Raw genomic sequence first — 18,397 nt, 5'->3', positions numbered from 1 at the left:
CTGTTCGCTGAGTTATTCAGCAATCGATACAGTATTTCTACCAGCATTTTTACTTTTATACATTTGTGCGTCAGCAGAATGAATCAGTTGCTCGACCGAATCATGATCTCGAATCGCCGCGCCAATACTTAGAGAACAACAAACCGCCTGCTCTGCTATCTGGATGTTACTGGCAAATACCGTGGAACAAATATGATTGAGATAAGTGTTCAGCGTATCTCGTTCAATCACATTACTAATAATGCCGAACTCATCGCCGCCAAGACGAATAAAGATATCGCCTGGCTCTAAGCACTGCTCTACCGTGCGAGCGACATGAATCAACATTTTGTCGCCCCCTGCGTGACCGAAGTTATCGTTAACTAACTTAAACTTATCAACATCAAAACCAATCAGAGTAAAACGGCGATCTTCTGCCACCATTGCCGCAATAAATTGGTTAAACGCATGGCGACTATAAAGCCCTGTCAATGAGTCATGCTCAACCAAAAACTGTAGTTCTTTGGTGCGCTGAGCCAATTGATGCTCTAGGTTAGATTTGGCTCTGACTTGCAGATACGCGATATAACTCAGCAGACAAGCAATCACAAAACCGCCAAAAAGAATGCCATGCACAATCAACAGGTCATTGGCGGTCACTTTATCCCCAAGCCTGAAATAGATAGCCCATTGTCGATTAGGTAAGTCCAACACTTTGCGTACTTCTAACCCATCCGTCGTCGCCCAGTTATCGCTCTCAAATAGCACTGGATCATCTTCAGCATCGAAACCAAGATCGACCACTTTCACTTCAAGTTTTTGCTCGGCAGCGGTGCGCACCATTAAACCGTCAAAATAGTGTGAGGTGCGGATGACACCAATCACAACACCAATCAAGCGCTGATTCGTCTCCATATCAAACACCGGGTGGTACACCAAGATACCATCGCGTTCTAAGCTACTATCGAGGCCATCTTGAATTAAGCGAACCTTATCTGACAAGCTTGGTTTATGGTGAATGCGCATATTATCCACCACCAATTGGAAGCGTGGACGTGAAGAATAAAAGCCCAATACACTTTCGTTGCTGGCATTGCGTGGGTAGATATCACGCGCAGCAAAAATAGGCTCTTCGGCAGGCATGATGTAGCCGAGGGTTTTCTCGCCGCCTTTTGGAATCGTATAGATTTGATAATTTGGGTATTGAAGACGGGCATTGGCAACAAACTGATCGACTTGCGCTTCTTCGACTCGCTCCATCCACTGCAAAGTGACCAGCGTTTGCGAAGCACCTACTACCTGTCGAGCGAAAATAGGAAAGTGATCCCATTCATCACGATCTGTTGCGTGAAAGAAATTGGCTCCCGCACCAATGTGGTCAAGATCACTGCCAATAAACTCCGCCAAAACTTCAGTTTGTCGCTCAGCTAAGTTCTCAAATAATGTCTGGCTATAGCGCTGCTGGGACAAGTAAGAAAAATACCCCACACACAACGCAATCAGCGCCGTCACGGTAAAGGTGATTAATGGATAGAGCCATTTTTTCTCAAGCGTTAAAGTCATTCAATCATTTATTTTATCGTTCTAGTCTTCTCATACTACTCCTTCTCCCGTTAGGACTAAAACTTTTCTTGCGCACTTATCAGCCTTTTTCATTAGATTAGAGTCCGATTTTTCTGACAGGCACAAAAACCTGCTCAAAAACAGACCAACCAGTAAGGTCTATAATGCTTTACAAGCGTTTTCTACAAGCATCCATACTTGAATGTGATAACATTCATCCCAATTTATTTGAGATTACCCCAAGGGCCGTATCATGCGGAACTTGAACTGAAACCTATAAGAGAATTGTCATGACGTTCGATTTACAAATGATTCCTCACACCTTTGACATGCTGCATGCTGGCCTTGCGGTTTCTAGCATCCTATTACTTCTGATTGCGGTATCGCGTAAATCTAAAGTGATTGAGAAAGTGATCGAAAAACCAGTTGAGAAAATCGTTGAGGTTGAAAAACCGGTCGAAAAGATCGTTGAAGTTGAAAAAATTGTCGAAGTTGAAAAAGTGATTGAGAAGGTGGTTGAAGTTGAATCTAAGCTTGCCACTGCATCAACCGACTCAGCGATGCAACTGCTTTCTATCATGCAACAAGAAGCACGCTTAATCGACTTCCTAAAAGAAGACCTGACTTCATTCTCAGATGAAGAAGTGGGCGCGGCTGCACGTGTTATTCACACTGGCGGTCAGAAAGTATTGGCTGACTACGTAACGCTTGAGCACATCCGTAACGAAGATGAAGAAACTCGCATTACCGTTGAAGCTGGCTTCAACCCTCAAGAGATTCGCCTAACAGGCAATGTAACAGGTCAAGCACCATTTAGCGGTACATTGGTACATAAAGGTTGGAAAGCAACTGACATGACCCTGCCTAAACTGGCTGAGAACTACAATGCATCAGTGATTGCACCAGCTGAGGTAGAGCTGTAATGGAACACCAACAAAGCCAGTCTACAGACGCTACGCTACTAGAAAGCAGCCAACCTGCATTCAGTGTCGGTATCGACTTAGGTACTACTCACTGCGTACTGTCATACCTTGATACCCGTGATGAAAACGCCAAAGTTGAAGTGATGCCAATCGCTCAACTGACCGCGCCAGGCATGGTAGAAACCCGTGATCAGCTTGGTTCATTCCTATACCAACCACATGAAAACGAGATGGATAGCGCATCACGTGTGTTGCCTTGGTCAAGTGAACCTAAAGCATTAGTGGGTGCCATTGCACGTAACTTAGGTGCGAAAACCCCAATTCGTTTGATTGCAAGTGCAAAATCATGGCTTTGCCATGCTGGTGTAAACCGTCGTGATGCTTTCTTACCAGCCGGTAGTCCAGAAGAAGTAGAAAAAGTATCGCCACTGCGTGCTACCGAGTTGTATCTAGAGCACCTAACCGCGGCATGGAACCACACTCATCCAAATGCACCACTGCAAGAGCAAGATGTGACCATCACGGTTCCAGCTTCGTTTGATCCTGCTGCGCGTGATCTAACCGCAGAAGCGGCGCGTAACGTTGGCTTGACACATCTAACCTTGCTAGAAGAACCACAAGCAGCATTGTATAACTGGATTGATAACAGTAACGATGCATGGCGCGATCAAGTAACGGTGGGTGACATCGTACTGGTGGTCGATATTGGTGGTGGTACAACTGACCTTTCTTTAGTTGAAGTGACTGAAGAAGACGGCAACCTAACACTCAACCGCATCGCTGTAGGTGAACACATCCTACTTGGTGGTGACAACATGGATCTCGCGCTTGCTTACCGCCTAAAAATGAAGCTGGCGCAAGAAGGCAAAGAGCTACAGCCATGGCAAGTTCAAGCGATGACTCACGCTTGTCGCGATGCAAAAGAAGCGTTGCTTAACGATGCTGAACTGCAAGCGGTACCGATCGTGGTCCCAAGCCGTGGTTCTAAATTGCTTGGCGCAACACTGAAAACTGAATTGACGCAGCAAGAAGTCCAACAAACTCTGGTTGATGGCTTCTTCCCAAAAGTCGCGGTAACTGAGCACCCTGTACAACGTAACCGTGGTGCATTGACTCAAATGGGTCTGCCTTACGCACAAGATGCGGGCATCACTCGTCATATCGCGGCATTCTTGTCTAAACAAGCGAATGCCCTTGCTGTGTCAGGAAATGGTGGCGCTTCAACGCCAGCACAAGAATACAACCCATTTGCTGGCATGCCAGGCATGGGTGGCGAAACCGTTTCTGCGGATTTCATCAAGCCAACAGCATTACTGTTTAACGGCGGTGTGTTGAAATCAACCCTATTGTCTAATCGTTTAGAAGAGACCATTGGTGAGTGGCTCATTGAAGCAGACGCGGAGCTGCCAACCCGTTTAACCGGTACGGATCTCGATCTTGCGGTAGCAAGTGGCGCATCATACTACGGCTCAGTTCGTCGTGGCCAAGGTGTGCGTATTCGCGGTGGTATCGCATCAAGCTACTATGTGGGCATTGAAAGCGCGATGCCAGCGATTCCGGGTATGGCACCACCAATGGAAGCACTTTGTGTTGCTCCATTTGGTATGGAAGAAGGTTCAAGTGTTGATGTTCCAAGCCAACCATTTGGTTTGATTATCGGCCAACCAGTTAACTTCCAGTTCTTTGGTTCAACAGTACGTCGTGACGATATCGCAGGTACTCACTTAGATTACTGGGCACCAGAAGAACTAGAAGAGCTACCTGAAATTCAAGTCACGCTGCCGGTTTCTGAAGGCCGCCGTGAAGGTGAAGTGGTACCCGTAACCCTCGCCTCTCGCGTCACTGAACTTGGCACGCTTTATCTTGAGGCTATCGCCGCCGACAATGGCCAGAAATGGCATGTTGAATTCGATGTGCGCGAAGATGCGAACAGTGACGCAGACGCAGCAAGCGAAGCAGAATAACTCGTGAGTCAAACGGCATCCAAATGGATGCCGTAATTATATCGTTATGTCCTTCCCTAGCGCGAGGTACGAGCAAGTTAGGGAATTCTATTTTTAACTGCAGTGGCGAGATTCTCGATTCAGTCGTACCTTCTTTTCGAGAACAACAACAATAATAATCCGTCACCTCATAAGCAGCAGAAGGTTTGTATGGCATCTCCTCGTTTTCTTGTTGGTATTGATTTAGGCACCACCAATACTGTGGTGGCTTACTGTGAAATCACCGACAACCTTGAACAATCCCAAGTTTCCCTATTTGAAATAGACCAGTTGATCGGTGCAGGTGAAGTCGTACGCAAACCTCTTTTACCCTCATTCCGTTATCACCCTGCGGCAGGGCAAGTTTCTGCCAATGATCTTACTCTACCATGGCAAAATGAAGCGGTTCCTGGTGACAATAACAACATCATCATCGGCGAATGGGCACGCGAACTGGGGGCAAAAGTAGAAGGTCGACAGGTTTCTAGCGCCAAAAGCTGGCTGTCGCATCAAGCGGTTGACCGCCGTTCGGAGATCTTGCCTTGGGCGGGTGCGAGTGATGTTGAAAAAGTCTCACCGCTGATCGCCAGTGCCAGCTACCTCAACCATATCCGTCAAGCATGGAACTACCGGAACCCTAGTAATAAGCTTGAAGATCAAGACGTCGTGGTCACCGTACCGGCCTCATTCGATGAGACCGCGCGTAAACTGACCTTAGAAGCCGCTGAACTGGCTGGTCTGACTAACATTGTGCTGCTTGAAGAACCACAAGCCGTTTGTTACGACTGGTATGCACGCCACCAGCAAACCGCAGCACAAGAGCTCAAAGCACTGCCATTGATTCTCGTGTGTGATGTGGGCGGTGGTACCACTGACTTGAGCTTGATTGAAGCTCGTTTTACCTCAGAGAATGGCAACACTGACGAGTTAGCGCTCGATCGTATTGGGGTCGGCGAGCACCTAATGCTGGGTGGTGATAACCTTGATTTAGCTTTAGCGCATTTAGCCGAAACGCGCTTTGCCCAATCAAGCCAAAACAAAAAACTCAACGCGGCGAGCCTAACCAAGTTGATCCAACAAACGCGAGCAGCAAAAGAGAGCCTACTATCAGCTAACGCACCTGAGCAGGTAAAAATCACCATGCTAGGCAGCGGCTCTCGACTACTCGGCGGCACTAAAAGTATTGATTTAAGCAAACAAGAAGTACATCAAATTGCGTTAGATGGTTTCTTCCCAATCAGTGAATTTAACGAACTGCCAGATAAGCGCCGCAGCGCTGTGGTTGAATTTGGCCTGCCATACGTTGCTGACCCTGCCGTCAGTAAGCACGTTGCCGAATTTTTAACTCAACACCAGCAAGTCTCACGCGCTGCATTAGGGTTAGACGATGCACAAAATGCGATTCCGGTTGCTTTGCTGCTTAACGGTGGCGTCTTCAATAGTGAACTGATCACCGAACGAGTCACCACGCTATTAGAAAACTGGCGCGGTGGTGAGATCACCGTATTAGATAACCCACACCCAGACTGGTCAGTAGCGCTAGGCGCAGTCGCCTTTGGTAAGGCTCGACGTGGGGCGCAATTAAAAATTGGTGGTGGTGTTGCCCGTTCTTACTTCCTGCATCTACAAGAAAAAAACAAACTTGGTAAAGCCTTATGCCTACTTGCCAAAGGGACAGAGGAAGGCCAAGAAATTCGTTTGAGTGGTCGCCGATTTTCACTCACTCTGGGTGAACCGGTACGCTTTAACTTACTCACCTCAACTCACGATACCTTGCACAATCACACCACGGTACAAAATGGCATGATGGTGGATGTGGATCCGGACCTCTTCCAGCCACTTCCGCCGTATATTTCAACCCTTGATAGTGAGGGAGCGGAGCTGCAAGCCAACCAAAAAGAGCGCGTGGAAGTATTGCTCGCCTGTCAATTGACCGAAGTCGGCACGTTAAAAATGGAGTGCGTATCTAGCCAAGATGACAACAAACGTTGGGCGCTAGAATTTGAAGTTCGCAACCAACAAACCGACCAGCAAGAGCAAAATATCCATCCTCGCTTAGAAGAGTGTAAAGAGCTTGTCAGTCGCATCTATAGCGCCAACAAGAAAAGTGCCGAAGGTAACGAAATAAAAACGCTCGCGAAAGGGTTAGAGAAGCGCCTTGGGCCACGAGATGATTGGGATTTTACCACTCTTCGTCAGTTATTCGATGCCTTTGCAACTGGCCGTAAGCGCCGTCGTCGTTCTGAGCAACACGAGAAAAACTGGCTGCGTTTGGCCGGTTTTGCTCTGCGTCCCGGCTTTGGCGATGCCACTGATGGCTGGCGAATTGAGCAAGTATGGAGCTTATACCAACAGGGGATCCAGTTTAAGAATCACCAAGGCTGGACCGATTGGTGGGTATTCTGGCGTCGTATTGCTGGGGGCTTGAACCAAGAACAACAAGAAACCATCTTGGCTGACATTGCCAAATACTTACACCCAGGAGCGATGAAGAACCCTCAATCGGCTAAAGCCGCCCAAGAGATGGGTTATGAATCTATGGTGCGTCTATCCGCGTCGCTTGAACAACTGGATGTTGAAGATAAGGTGCTGTTAAGCACTTGGTTCCTAAGTAAAGCGATTAACCACAATCAATATCAACAAGCACACTGGTGGGCTTTGGGCCGTCTTGCTTCTCGTACCCCTTTGTATGGCAGCCAACATAATGTGGTTAGCCGTGAGCAAGCTGAACAGTGGTTGCCTAAGTTACTTGAACAAGATTGGCAGAAAGAGCCGATGGTGGCTTTCGCTACTGTGATGATCTGTCGTAAAACTGGGGATCGCCAATTTGATATCTCTGAGGATTATCGTCAGCAAGTACTCGATAAATTGAAACAGAGTAAAGTACCAGATTCATGGTTAGAGTTAGTTGCCGAAGTCAAAGAGCTGTCAGCGAGTGAATCTAAACGTATATTTGGTGACGCACTGCCTCACGGATTAACACTGGTAAAAAGCTAATATTGCCGTTGTTCGCCTAACATCAGTACGACACATTTAGTTTTAGAGCTATAACTGCCCTCTTGCTGTTCCAGCTTGGGGGCATTTTTTAACACTACCCTCTCAATCAAGCTTGGGGTAAGATGATCGGCAATGAGGAAATAGGTAGCCCATTGATGCCACAAACAAATCGTCAATTACTGGTCGCTCTATTCAGTGCTTTTTGCCTACTATGGCTGAGCGCGTTTAATTCCGTACAAGCCAATACTGCCCTTCCTGATCAAACCAACGACAATATTCACCATAATCAAATCGCGGTTTCTGCGGTTGAATGTCCTGATAGCAATCGCTCAGTTAACCTCGATCATCATGCTAAAGTTGAGCATCAGAGCTGTTCGTCATTCTGTGTGATGAAAATGCCTTTTGAGCCGCTCAATTACGCATTACAACTTTCCCCTTCTGCTATTGCGCCGATCGGGCATGATGTAGTGGGTAAAGCAATTAGCCGAACCCAAACACTTTTTCGTCCTCCTATCTCCTAATTTTAGACTTCGTTAATCCGATCAAACGATCGCTCTCGTGCGGTATGCACGCGTATTACGTTTAAAGCGACACCATTAGGAAATAAGAATATGAACAAGATTTTTGCACTTTTCGCCTCATTGATGATGGCATTTTCAGTACAAGCCGCCACTGCCGAGCAACCAAAACCGACCTTTACTGAAGGCGACTACTACACGGTTATCGACGGGCCAAAAGCCGACACTCCCACCGTCACTGAATACTTTTCATTTTATTGCCCACACTGCTACAAGTTTGAATCGATCGTGAAGAACTTAAAACCAGCGCTGGCGGACGATGTGACGTTCGAAAAAGTGCATGTCGGCTTTATGGGCGGTCCAATGGCATCTTCCATGGTGAAAGCCTATGCCACCATGGTGGTACTGCAAGTAGAAGATCGCATGGTTCCTGCGATGTTCGAACAAATCCATATTTTGCGTAAAGCGCCTCAAAGTGAAGCGGAAATTCGCCAGTTATTTATCGATAAAGGCGTCAGCGCTAACGCGTTCGACTTGGCATACAACAGCAAAGCGGTAGAAGCCAAGCTAAAAGAATACGATGAAAAATTCACCAACAGCACACTACGCGGTGTACCTGCGGTGGTGGTGAATGACAAGTACATCGTTGTCGCGAATAAGATCACCAGTTACGCCGAGTACAACCAGTTGGTTAACTACCTACTGACGCTATAGGCGTTACACTCGCCATTTTCCCTACACTCCACTAGCCAGAGCCCATGTTCTGGCTTTTTTATTAGGATTCAAACCATGCCGATTGAAGCGATGAACTTAGAACACTTCACAGCTATCTACCAACGCGCTGCGGAGCGTAAAGGCGGTGAGCAAGCGCTTGAAGCTCTGCTGTCCACGCCTCTCAGCCGCGAAGAGATCGCGGCGATTAGCGATGACCGTTGGCTCTCTGCATTTTCAATGAAGGTATTTCAATGCGGTATGGCATGGAAAGTAGTGCGCAATAAATGGCCTAATTTTGAAGAGCTCTTTTTTGGTTTTAAGATCGATCCATTACTCATGCTCTCTGACGAGCAATGGGAAGCAAAAGCAAGCGACAAACGTATTATTCGTCACCATAGCAAAGTCATGTCGATTGCTGCCAACGCGCAAATGATTCACGAGGCGCGTATTGAGCATGGCTCATTGGGCAAGATGATCGCTAACTGGCCAGCGGAAAACCTCACCGACCTATGGCTCTACCTGAAAAAAAATGGGCAACGTTTGGGTGGTAATACCGGCCCTTATGCACTGCGCCAAATGGGGGTGGATACCTTTATTTTATCCAGTGATGTGGAAGCGTATTTACGTAGCTACAAGATCATCGAAGGCGGTCGAGATACTAAGCGTTCCCTTAGCCAATGCAATCAAGCATTTATGCATTGGCAGCAACAAAGTGGGCGTAGCCTCACTCACATTAGCCAAATCATTGCGTTTAGTTGCGGTGACAATCGTATTGTTAGCGAATAAAGCCACATTTGCACTGTTACTTTATCCTGCTCGTGCAAAAACACACTGATTCTTTTCAAATAAAAACAGCTTGAACGCAATGGATTGCGCTCAAGCTAACTTACTATTTTCAATGATTTTTCTTGCTTACAGAGTGTCATTCCATTAACTTCGCGGCCGAAATATAACTCTATGGATTTACACACTATGTACAAAGGCTTATTCGCTTCAATCATCGCTGTTATGTTAACGGCTTGTTCTGGTGCTAACGTGACCAGCCAAATGCGTGATTTTGACGCGACTAACTCAGAAAAAATGTTTCGTTGCGTAACAGTGGAAACTGGGTCTTCAGATACCAACGAAGAACTTGCGGCTTATGATGGTTGGACAATGGTTTATACGTCAGAATACACAACTGACAACAAATCAACCACTGAGCTAACGGTTTGTTTCGAGAAGAAAAACTAATAAGAATTAGCAGTGGGGCGACGGCCCCACTGCTACCGAATAGTAAACATTCAATCCTAAGCGATAATGTATAGCGCCACATAAGGCACGACATTAAACACTAAAATTAACAGCTTATAGGTTGCTAGGTAACGAAAATACTGCGCTTTTAATTCATCATCAGATAAAGCGATAAATTGACGGTGGATACTCATAATACGTTCTTGACCATTGAACAATGAAAAACCCGCCACGATTAACACCAGCAAATTTAGCACTGAACACCAACCAAAAAACGCTCTCAACACTTCAATATCCATCACACGCTCCTCTGTATTTACCTATCGCATAGCCTATCATTGTAAAACTCATACTAGCGCTAATCTTGGTTACATCTGTGCGCGCTGGCCAGCCAAAATTATCTCTGGCTTTCCCACATTAAATCGCTCAAACACTCACTATGCCTGTTGCTGCGCGTTTACCTTGCGAGTTTTCAAAGAAATATAGGCAAATAAGAACAAATATACCAACAATTGAGCGACAACAATCGTATTGACCAACTGATCAAAACCGAAGGAAATAACAATATGACGAACAATTAAAATTATGGCGAGATAAAGCAATGAGGTTGATAGAAACAACGTTTGCGCTGGTGCAGCCTGCTTGTAATGTGCCGCGACCCTGCCACTAAGAAACAGCACGCAAACAATCCCCGCAATAAACGCGGCGCTGCCTATAGGGGCCTCATCACCGTAGATGTTGAAGACATCCTCACAAAGATAAAAAGTCACAAACCCCATCATCACGGCCATCACATTGAAGATCACCAGTCCAGCAACCGTGATCGCCACCATTTTTAAACCGTCTTTAAACTTACTATTTTGCACGTTAACCTTTCCTTGTCGTATTTCTAATATCTATTGTTGTCAATCATCCTAGATCTTCCCATAAAGCGGTTATATACCGTTATCCTTTCTCACGACACATAAACCAGCATGAGACGCACTCGTGATTTTCTTCATCACAAAAAAAAATCCCTCGATAAATCGAGGGATTTCTAAATACTTCTATTCTTTTAAAAGGTCATTGCTCTGACTTTTTCATCCAAATCAAATAGATGCGCGGCCGCTTCAACGTGCTGCGGATACTCATGAAATTGAGACCGACAACTTTCATTCATTTGATTAAGTTCTTCCGCTAGCATCAATTTCCAATAGAGTGGCGAGGTTCTTAGCATCGCTAATAAAGGTTTAAGCACTTCTTTCTCGTAGGCTTGCATTAACCACTCTAGGACTTCTTCGCGCATCGCTTCACTATCAATTGACTGAGACATCGCGCTTAGTGCTTTCTGATAGCTTAGATTGTTCGCTAAGTCATCCATCACTTGGGTATTCTCTTTGGCAAGTTCATGCAGTGCTTGATCGATAACATTCCGCCAATGAGCTTGGCTAATATCAATCTCACTCAGCGTATCAGGCTCAGTGCGAATACTATTCTCAATCCCTCGCTGTGCTTTCATCACGACAGAGCGCACCGTTTGAAAAGGCAATTGGTACTTTTTACTCAGCTCGACAATCAATGCATAGAAGCCACCATGTGGTAGATGAAGATTCGCTTTGAACGTAGCGAGAGCCGTTTCTTGCTGAGGATTCAGTTCGCTCATAAAAGTTATGTTCCTGTATTTTTGGTCACGTCTACAGCTCAGGATTTACCTCATCACTAAACTGAGCGGCCACTTTATACCAAGCGCAGTACCGAAGCGAGCGAACCTTTTGTCATCACAATTCATCCGAGCCACTGACCATTTATCCCAGTAAATGACCGTTTGTCTCATCAACCAACACCACTTAGTCGTTACGCCTATTCTGTCATCATTCACATAGCGACAGGGATTCACGCAATGACAACATGCAAAATTTTACTTTTAAGCGCAGTTCTGGCCACGTCAATTGGCAGTACTCACCTTTATGCCAACCCAACCGCTGACATTCTAGCCAGCTATTCACAAGCCGCCGATGGCGATGAAGCCATGGTTGAAACCGTCTACGACCAACTCAATTCACTGATTGAACAACAAGGCGCTAAACCACTCACCATGGTCTATTTAGGCAGCACACAAACACTGCAAGGCCGTGATGCCTTTATGCCATGGAACAAAATGAAGTACACCGAGCAAGGATTAGCCACCATGGCGAAAGGGATTGGCTTACTTGATACCTTACCTGAAGATATCAACCAACAAGAGCGCATCCAAGGGTTGCCGGAAGCGTATTTAGCGCAGGCAATGGCAGCGGTCACTTACACCTCCCTACCCGACATGTTCAATCACTTTGAGCGTGGTTATGACATCTACCTTAATCTGCTCAACGACGAGAATTTCGTTCAGCAACCTTTTGCGGCATCGGCATGGATTTATCACACTGGCATCGTTGCGGCGATTAGAGCGGAGGATTTGCCTCAAGCACAAGCTTGGTTAAGCACCATGGAAGATTTTGATGCGAATAATCCACAAACTCAGGCCGCAAAACGCCTTGTCGCAAGCCAAGGTTGAGGGACGCGTTATGCTCATTTTCAACCACATCGAACGTCATTACCAACTGGGTAATCAATCCGTCCCCGCACTCAAAGATGTTTCGGGCGAGATTTTAGCCGGCGAAATGGTCGCGCTGTGCGGCCCCTCAGGAAGCGGTAAGAGCACTTTACTCAACATCTTAGGTTTGCTGGATATGCAATACCAAGGTAGCGTCAGTATGGATGGGATTCCACTTCCCAAAAATGCCAAGCAAGCCGCTATGCTGCGCCGAACCAGTTTAGGCTTTATTTTCCAACGCTTTAATCTAGTTCCTGTCATGAACGCAATGGAGAACGTCGCCTACCCTCTGTTACTTAATGGCTTTAGTCGCAAGGAGCAACACTATAAAGCGGCGCAAATGCTCGAACTCGTTGGGCTTGAGGACTACCACCACCATCGCCCTGATAACCTATCTGGCGGGCAACAACAACGCGTAGCGATTGCGCGAGCGTTAGTCCATCAACCAAGATTGGTGATTGCCGATGAGCCGACCGCCAGCCTCGATAGCCAAACCGCGAATAAAGTTATCGATATTATGAAAAACCTCGGTCATGAAATGAACACTACTTTTGTGGTCGCCACTCATGATGCACGTATGGCCTCTCGTTGTGATCGCACCATTGAGCTCCTCGATGGCAAGTTGCATCAGCTTGAACAAAATAGTGAGGTGATCTCATGGGCAAGTTAATCTCGTTACTGATACCTGATTCAATGCGACTTGCATGGCTCAACTTGCGCCGTAATCAACGCCGTAGTGCCATGTCGATGTTGATTATTAGCATTGCTATCTTTGCGCTCACCGCCACTGGAGGCTTTGGCTTATACACCTATCAAAGCCTAAAAGAATCGACAGCCCGTGACATTGGTCATTTGATAATCTCAACGCCTGATTACTTTCAAAAAGATGAAGAGATGCCACTCTCCAATGGCCTAGAGCAACCCGATGATCTGGTGAAAAAGATCATCGCCCTAGATAGCGTGCGAGGCGTGCAGCCAAATATTGCGTTTACCGGTTTGATTTCCAATGGCAATAAATCTGCGATTTATATCGGTAATGGCGTTAACGAACGCGAATTTGACATGAAAGGCCCGTTCTTAGATGTTCAGCAAGGTAAAACACTCTCTAACCTGCGCTCATCTCGCTATGACCCAGCAGAACCAGAAGTGATGTTGGCGGTTGATCTGGCACGCAATCTCAACGTGACCATTGGTGACTGGGTAACGCTACTCGCCACCACAACCGATGGTGCCCTCAATGCCTACGATTTTAAGGTGCATGGCATCTATTCAACTGGCGTACCCGAAATGGATAAACGCCAACTGTTTGTCCATATCGATAGCGCACAAGACCTACTTTATAGCGAGAAAGTCAGCACCATCTCTGTATTCTTGTTTGATTTAGAGCAGACTGAAGTGGTGTCACAGGCGATTGACCGATTGATCGCCCAGCAAGCTCAGGCACTAGAGATTACACCATGGCACGAACGTGCGTTTTACTATCAAAACGTTAAAAATCTCTATGATCGCATCTTTGGCATCATGGGACTCATCATGGCGTTGGTCGTGTTTGTTGCACTTTTCAATACCATGACAATGTCGGTCACTGAGCGCACCCGCGAAATTGGCACCCTCTCCGCTTTAGGCAATTACCCCAACGAAATCATTGGTGGATTTATGCGTGAGGCGGGATTACTCGCGGTAATCGGCAGTCTATTCGGCGTGCTCGCCACGGGTATTTTGACCCTCTTTTTAATGGTGGTCGATGTGCAAATGCCGCCGCCACCGGGTATGACGCAAGGTTATCCATTGACGATTTATTTCTCGTTTTCATTGGCCGTATGGGCACTGCTTGGCGTACTCGCCATCTGCCTAACCGCTGCGTTTTTCTCCGCCCGTAAAGGGGTAAATAAACCGATCACTGAGGCGCTAATTCATGTCTAATTACAAATCTATATTAACCACATTCGTAATGAGTCTGGCCTTGCTTAGCTTAACGGCACAAGCCCAAGCCTTGAATGATGGCCAAGTCAGCCAACTGGTAAAACAAGCTGACGACTATCGCATGGATGATGTGTCAGCACGTGTTATATCGTTGGTTCACTTATACAAAGGCGGCGAACTGGAGAAAACCCGTCAATACAATGTGTATTCACGTCCTGATCGCGAATCTTTGGTGGTGTTCAAATCTGCTGTCGAAGCGGGGCAAAAAATGCTCATGCTACAAGACAACTTTTGGCTGCAAATGCCAAAAAGTCGCCGTCCTATTCGCATCACTCCAATGCAAAAACTACTCGGTGACGCTTCTGTTGGTGACATCAGCACCCTAACTTGGAGCGAAGATTATCAAGGCCAGTGGTTGAGTGACGAGTCCGTCAATGACGAAAGTCACAACCGATATGCGACACATCTGATTGAGTTAACAGCAAAAACCACTGGGGCAAGCTATCAGAGGATAGAGCTGTGGCTTGAGCAAAAGACTGGATTTCCAATCAAAGCCAACCTTTACCTGCGCTCGGGCAAGTTGGCTAAACAAGCCACTTTCTCGCGCGGAGAGCGTAATGATGCACCAGCAGTCACGGCAATGACATTGGTCGACGCAATACAAACGGATAAGAAAACCGTGATTGAGTATCAATCGATCACGCCATGGCAATTGGAAGACAAGTTTTACAATCCAAGCTTCCTTGCTCGTAATAGCACTTCGGAGCTGTAATGATGCGCCTAATTCCACTCTATGCTCTACTCACTGCGGCCACAACGCTTCCTGCACAAGCTACACAGTGGCAGTTTGATTGGGATTGGGCCGTATCCGCTCAGCACCACCAGCGACAAAGCAGCGATTTTATCCAACCACGTTACGACTCAGCATCCCATCTCGATGGTTTACTTGATGTACAAATTGGCTATGGCCAATGGAGTGGGCTTTTTGCGCTATACAGCCAAGATATTTATCACAGCCAACCGCAGGGCTGGTTTGATGGCGTCGATAATCAATGGATTGTCCGTGAACTTGCATGGCAAGGCGATGTTGATATTGGCCAACATAATGTTGATGTAAGCTTGGGGAAAATTCGTCTCGATTATGGGGTGAGTTACGGCTACCGACCGCTAGATATGTTCAAACCTTACCGACAAAACCCGATTGGCTTAAGTGTCGAAGAAGGCGCAACTGTCGCGACGATTTCACAGTTTGATGGCGATGGAGAATGGAGCTTGATCTACACCAACTCGCACTGGAGTGATGCAAGTATCGATGCGTTTGATGAGGCCAATCAACAACAAGGCGCTGGCCTACGTCACTATGGGCTACTCGCCCAACATGAATATCAGCTCATCGCTTATTACGATGATGTTCGTCGAGGCGCACTTGGTGGGAGTTGGGTCAGTGTAATTGGGGATGCGTGGGAGCTGCATAGTGAAGTGTTGTGGCAACACAAAAGCGTGGGCTATGAACTACCGAACTCTCAGTATCAAGCGGTGGGTATAAAAGAGCAAGGTAATGCATGGCAGGCACTTGCTGGCTTTACTTATACATCGATGACTGGCCATAGCCTAATTGGGGAATATTGGTACGATAGCCGCGCCTGGAGCACCAGTGAGTGGCAAGAGGCGAAAACACGTGCCAACCAACTTCACTCCAATCCAGCCACTGCACCACTCGCAACCTCCTATGCTCAAGGTTTGAGGCACTATAACCTCACCCAACATAGCCTTATGATCCACTGGAGCTGGGACACCCAAGCGTGGTTACAGTGGCAATCTGACACCAACTGGCACTGGCTAAGTAATGTAACACCGAAGCTAGATCTATTAATTGCGCCACAAGATGGCGGCGTCATCGCGACACAATGGCTCACTTATCAATGGATAGATACCGGAGCTGCATCGGTAGATTTGGAATTTACTGCACGATTTTTGACCGGAAAGTCGGATTCTGCTTACGCGCAGATCAACGATCGCCGTACACTAGTCTTTACGATTAAAGGGAAGTTTTAATGACCACCTCACGCGATATCCTCTGCCCAAAGTGGCGCAACTTAATTATCACTAGTCTATTTTGCTTATTGGTTGCACTCACCACGTATACCGTCTGGGGAGGCCCTTGGTATGTACACGTTTTTACCAGTTTAGGGTTTGGTTATTCCGCTCTACTTTCTTCGCTTTTCCTTGAGCACTGTTTCCCTAATATCCCGCGGCTCATGGAAATTACGATTTCACTCACTAGCTCGGTACTGCTTGGGTCGCTAAACGCTTGGTTATGGCTAGATGGGTATTTAGGTGAAAGCTTAAATGACCTGTTGCCCGTCGTCATGTTAGGCGTAATATTTTCCGGTATGTGCTTTTATTATTTCTATAACCGAGAACAACAAGCCATTGCGGGTCAGTTACTTGAAGAAACCAAGCGCAAACAGGCTGAGCAAGAAAAGGCACTGATTCTCAGCCAATTAATGCAGATGCAAAGCCAAATTGAGCCGCACTTCCTCTTCAACACACTCGCCAATATCAGTGCCCTTATGAGCCAAGATGTCACGAAGGCGCGTATGATGCTTGATAAATTAACGGAACTACTGCGCACCACTTTAGCCAACTCGCGTCTAGCCGAGACCACAGTCAATGATGAAATTAGACAGTTGAGCGCCTACCTTGCGATTCAAAAAGTACGTCTCGATGAGCGGCTCAATTTCACTATCAACGTTGATGACAAACTGACTTACGCCTTGATTCCACCCATGCTGATCCAACCTTTAGTCGAAAACGCCATTAAACATGGCATTGAACCCAAAGGCGCTGGCGGTACGATTGATGTCTCACTCTCGCAACATCAACAACAACTTAAAATCCAAGTGAAAGACGACGGTATCGGCTTAAATCAATCAACCGATACAAAAGGACACGGTGTCGGATTAAGCAACATTAAACAGCGAATCAAAGGCCTATATGAGCAACTGGGGAGTGTTGTCATCACTCAACCTCAATGTGGTGGATTTTGTGTCACCATCTCTATCCCAATGAGTCAGTCCTTAAACAACAAGGAGACGCAATTGACATGACCGTTATCACCGCCCTCATCGCCGATGATGAACCTCTACTTCGTCATCATCTTGATCGTAGCCTTGCTGAAGTGTGGCCAGAATTAGAGATTGTGGCTACTTGTGGTGATGGCCAACAAGCGCTGGACCAAATTACCACCTTACAGCCCGATGTGGTCTTTCTTGATATTCGTATGCCCGAACTTGACGGTATGGCTGTGGCGAAAGCGCTTAGCCAGCCACATCCGCAATCAAACAAAAAACCGAGTGTTCTATCAAAACCCCAAAACCGCTACCAGCCATTAGTCGTCTTCGTTACTGCCTACGACGAATATGCCATTAAAGCATTCGAGCACAATGCGGTGGATTATTTACTCAAACCACTCAATGAAGATCGCCTTGCGGCATGTTGTGAAAAGCTAAAACAGCGACTTGAATCTATTCAACAAATCGATAATCACCTCTCCGTCGCCAGCCAAACGCCTGACATCAATCAACTGCTTGCTCATATTAGTCAATTACCCCCAAAACCAAGTCAGTATCTAAGCTGGATCAAAGCCTCACGCGGCGAAGATATCCACCTAATTTCTGTCAATGAGGTGCTTTATTTCAAAGCAGAAGAAAAGTACGTTTCAATTTACACCGACGACAATTGTGAATATCTGATTAGGACGCCAATCAAAGAGCTATTGACTCAACTTGATCCGGAAGAGTTTTGGAAGATTCATCGTTCTACCGTTGTCAGAGTGGCATCGATTGAAAAAGTATCGAAAGACTTTACCGGACGAATGTTTGTCACCATGCAACAACACAAACTGCCAGTAAGCCGCGCTCAACAAAGTTTGTTTAAAGGCATGTAAAACCAAAGAGTCCCATTTTAAGGGACTCTTTTATTAAAAAATAATGC

Annotated in this window: 18 protein-coding genes; 14 read left to right on the top strand and 4 right to left on the bottom strand. The window is 46.5% G+C overall.

The features are described from left to right. Window positions 1–12: 12 nt before the first annotated feature. Complete coding sequence (locus RJD38_RS12685; RefSeq protein WP_065545421.1) at window positions 13–1,542, bottom strand: sensor domain-containing diguanylate cyclase; 1,530 nt, start codon at window positions 1,540–1,542, stop codon at window positions 13–15. 290 nt (window positions 1,543–1,832) lie between these two features. On the opposite strand from RJD38_RS12685, the gene RJD38_RS12680 reads away from it, so the two are divergent. The 7 genes from RJD38_RS12680 (at window position 1,833) to RJD38_RS12650 (ending at window position 9,909) form a co-directional block, all read left to right on the top strand. Further along, complete coding sequence (locus RJD38_RS12680) at window positions 1,833–2,465, top strand: DUF2760 domain-containing protein (RefSeq protein ID WP_005594782.1); 633 nt, start codon at window positions 1,833–1,835, stop codon at window positions 2,463–2,465. Further along, window positions 2,465–4,429 (top strand): Hsp70 family protein, encoded by a 1,965-nt coding sequence (locus RJD38_RS12675; RefSeq protein WP_005594780.1) that lies wholly within the window; start codon window positions 2,465–2,467, stop codon window positions 4,427–4,429. Before RJD38_RS12680 ends, RJD38_RS12675 begins: the two co-directional genes overlap by 1 nt. Before the next feature lie 189 nt (window positions 4,430–4,618). Beyond that, window positions 4,619–7,444: an Hsp70 family protein gene (locus RJD38_RS12670; RefSeq protein WP_065545422.1), complete on the top strand. Its 2,826-nt coding sequence runs from the start codon at window positions 4,619–4,621 to the stop codon at window positions 7,442–7,444. A gap of 155 nt (window positions 7,445–7,599) precedes the next feature. Beyond that, window positions 7,600–7,965, top strand: coding sequence for a hypothetical protein (locus RJD38_RS12665; protein WP_065545977.1), 366 nt, complete (start codon window positions 7,600–7,602; stop codon window positions 7,963–7,965). A gap of 90 nt (window positions 7,966–8,055) precedes the next feature. Continuing rightward, window positions 8,056–8,676 (top strand): thiol:disulfide interchange protein DsbA/DsbL, encoded by a 621-nt coding sequence (locus RJD38_RS12660; protein ID WP_065545423.1) that lies wholly within the window; start codon window positions 8,056–8,058, stop codon window positions 8,674–8,676. 90 nt (window positions 8,677–8,766) lie between these two features. After that, on the top strand, window positions 8,767–9,462 hold the full coding sequence (locus RJD38_RS12655; protein WP_065545978.1) for a DNA-3-methyladenine glycosylase I: 696 nt from the start codon (window positions 8,767–8,769) through the stop codon (window positions 9,460–9,462). 186 nt (window positions 9,463–9,648) lie between these two features. After that, window positions 9,649–9,909 (top strand): hypothetical protein, encoded by a 261-nt coding sequence (locus RJD38_RS12650; protein WP_005594772.1) that lies wholly within the window; start codon window positions 9,649–9,651, stop codon window positions 9,907–9,909. A 56-nt stretch (window positions 9,910–9,965) separates the two neighbouring features. On the opposite strand, the gene RJD38_RS12645 is transcribed toward RJD38_RS12650, so the two are convergent. The 3 genes from RJD38_RS12645 to RJD38_RS12635 form a co-directional block, all read right to left on the bottom strand. Continuing rightward, window positions 9,966–10,208 (bottom strand): DUF6868 family protein, encoded by a 243-nt coding sequence (locus RJD38_RS12645; protein ID WP_005594771.1) that lies wholly within the window; start codon window positions 10,206–10,208, stop codon window positions 9,966–9,968. 138 nt (window positions 10,209–10,346) lie between these two features. Further along, window positions 10,347–10,775: a hypothetical protein gene (locus RJD38_RS12640; RefSeq protein WP_065545424.1), complete on the bottom strand. Its 429-nt coding sequence runs from the start codon at window positions 10,773–10,775 to the stop codon at window positions 10,347–10,349. A 188-nt stretch (window positions 10,776–10,963) separates the two neighbouring features. After that, window positions 10,964–11,551: a hypothetical protein gene (locus RJD38_RS12635; RefSeq protein WP_065545425.1), complete on the bottom strand. Its 588-nt coding sequence runs from the start codon at window positions 11,549–11,551 to the stop codon at window positions 10,964–10,966. Between the two features lie 237 nt (window positions 11,552–11,788). Here RJD38_RS12635 and RJD38_RS12630 point away from each other — a divergent pair, with 237 nt between their 5' ends. Genes RJD38_RS12630 through RJD38_RS12600 form a run of 7 tightly spaced genes read left to right on the top strand, consistent with a single transcriptional unit; the run spans window position 11,789 to window position 18,350 of the window. After that, window positions 11,789–12,439, top strand: coding sequence for a hypothetical protein (locus RJD38_RS12630; protein WP_005594767.1), 651 nt, complete (start codon window positions 11,789–11,791; stop codon window positions 12,437–12,439). 10 nt (window positions 12,440–12,449) lie between these two features. After that, the gene (locus RJD38_RS12625; protein WP_065545426.1) at window positions 12,450–13,148 is read left to right on the top strand and encodes an ABC transporter ATP-binding protein; all 699 of its coding nucleotides are present in this window, start codon (window positions 12,450–12,452) and stop codon (window positions 13,146–13,148) included. Further along, complete coding sequence (locus RJD38_RS12620; RefSeq protein ID WP_065545427.1) at window positions 13,136–14,401, top strand: ABC transporter permease; 1,266 nt, start codon at window positions 13,136–13,138, stop codon at window positions 14,399–14,401. Before RJD38_RS12625 ends, RJD38_RS12620 begins: the two co-directional genes overlap by 13 nt. After that, window positions 14,394–15,173 carry an outer membrane lipoprotein-sorting protein gene (locus RJD38_RS12615; protein WP_065545428.1) on the top strand — a complete coding sequence of 260 codons (780 nt, stop codon included), beginning with the start codon at window positions 14,394–14,396 and terminating at the stop codon, window positions 15,171–15,173. The genes RJD38_RS12620 and RJD38_RS12615 overlap by 8 nt, the downstream gene beginning before the upstream one ends. After that, window positions 15,173–16,456 carry a hypothetical protein gene (locus RJD38_RS12610; protein ID WP_065545429.1) on the top strand — a complete coding sequence of 428 codons (1,284 nt, stop codon included), beginning with the start codon at window positions 15,173–15,175 and terminating at the stop codon, window positions 16,454–16,456. The genes RJD38_RS12615 and RJD38_RS12610 overlap by 1 nt, the downstream gene beginning before the upstream one ends. Then, the gene (locus tag RJD38_RS12605) at window positions 16,456–17,511 is read left to right on the top strand and encodes a sensor histidine kinase (protein WP_005594758.1); all 1,056 of its coding nucleotides are present in this window, start codon (window positions 16,456–16,458) and stop codon (window positions 17,509–17,511) included. The genes RJD38_RS12610 and RJD38_RS12605 overlap by 1 nt, the downstream gene beginning before the upstream one ends. Then, complete coding sequence (locus tag RJD38_RS12600) at window positions 17,508–18,350, top strand: LytR/AlgR family response regulator transcription factor (protein WP_065545430.1); 843 nt, start codon at window positions 17,508–17,510, stop codon at window positions 18,348–18,350. The genes RJD38_RS12605 and RJD38_RS12600 overlap by 4 nt, the downstream gene beginning before the upstream one ends. Window positions 18,351–18,397 lie beyond the last annotated feature (47 nt).

Origin of the sequence: Vibrio scophthalmi, assembly GCF_040869025.1 — a bacterium.
GTDB classification, from domain to species: Bacteria; Pseudomonadota; Gammaproteobacteria; order Enterobacterales; family Vibrionaceae; genus Vibrio; species Vibrio scophthalmi.
This window is presented reverse-complemented; position numbering and strand designations above follow the sequence as displayed.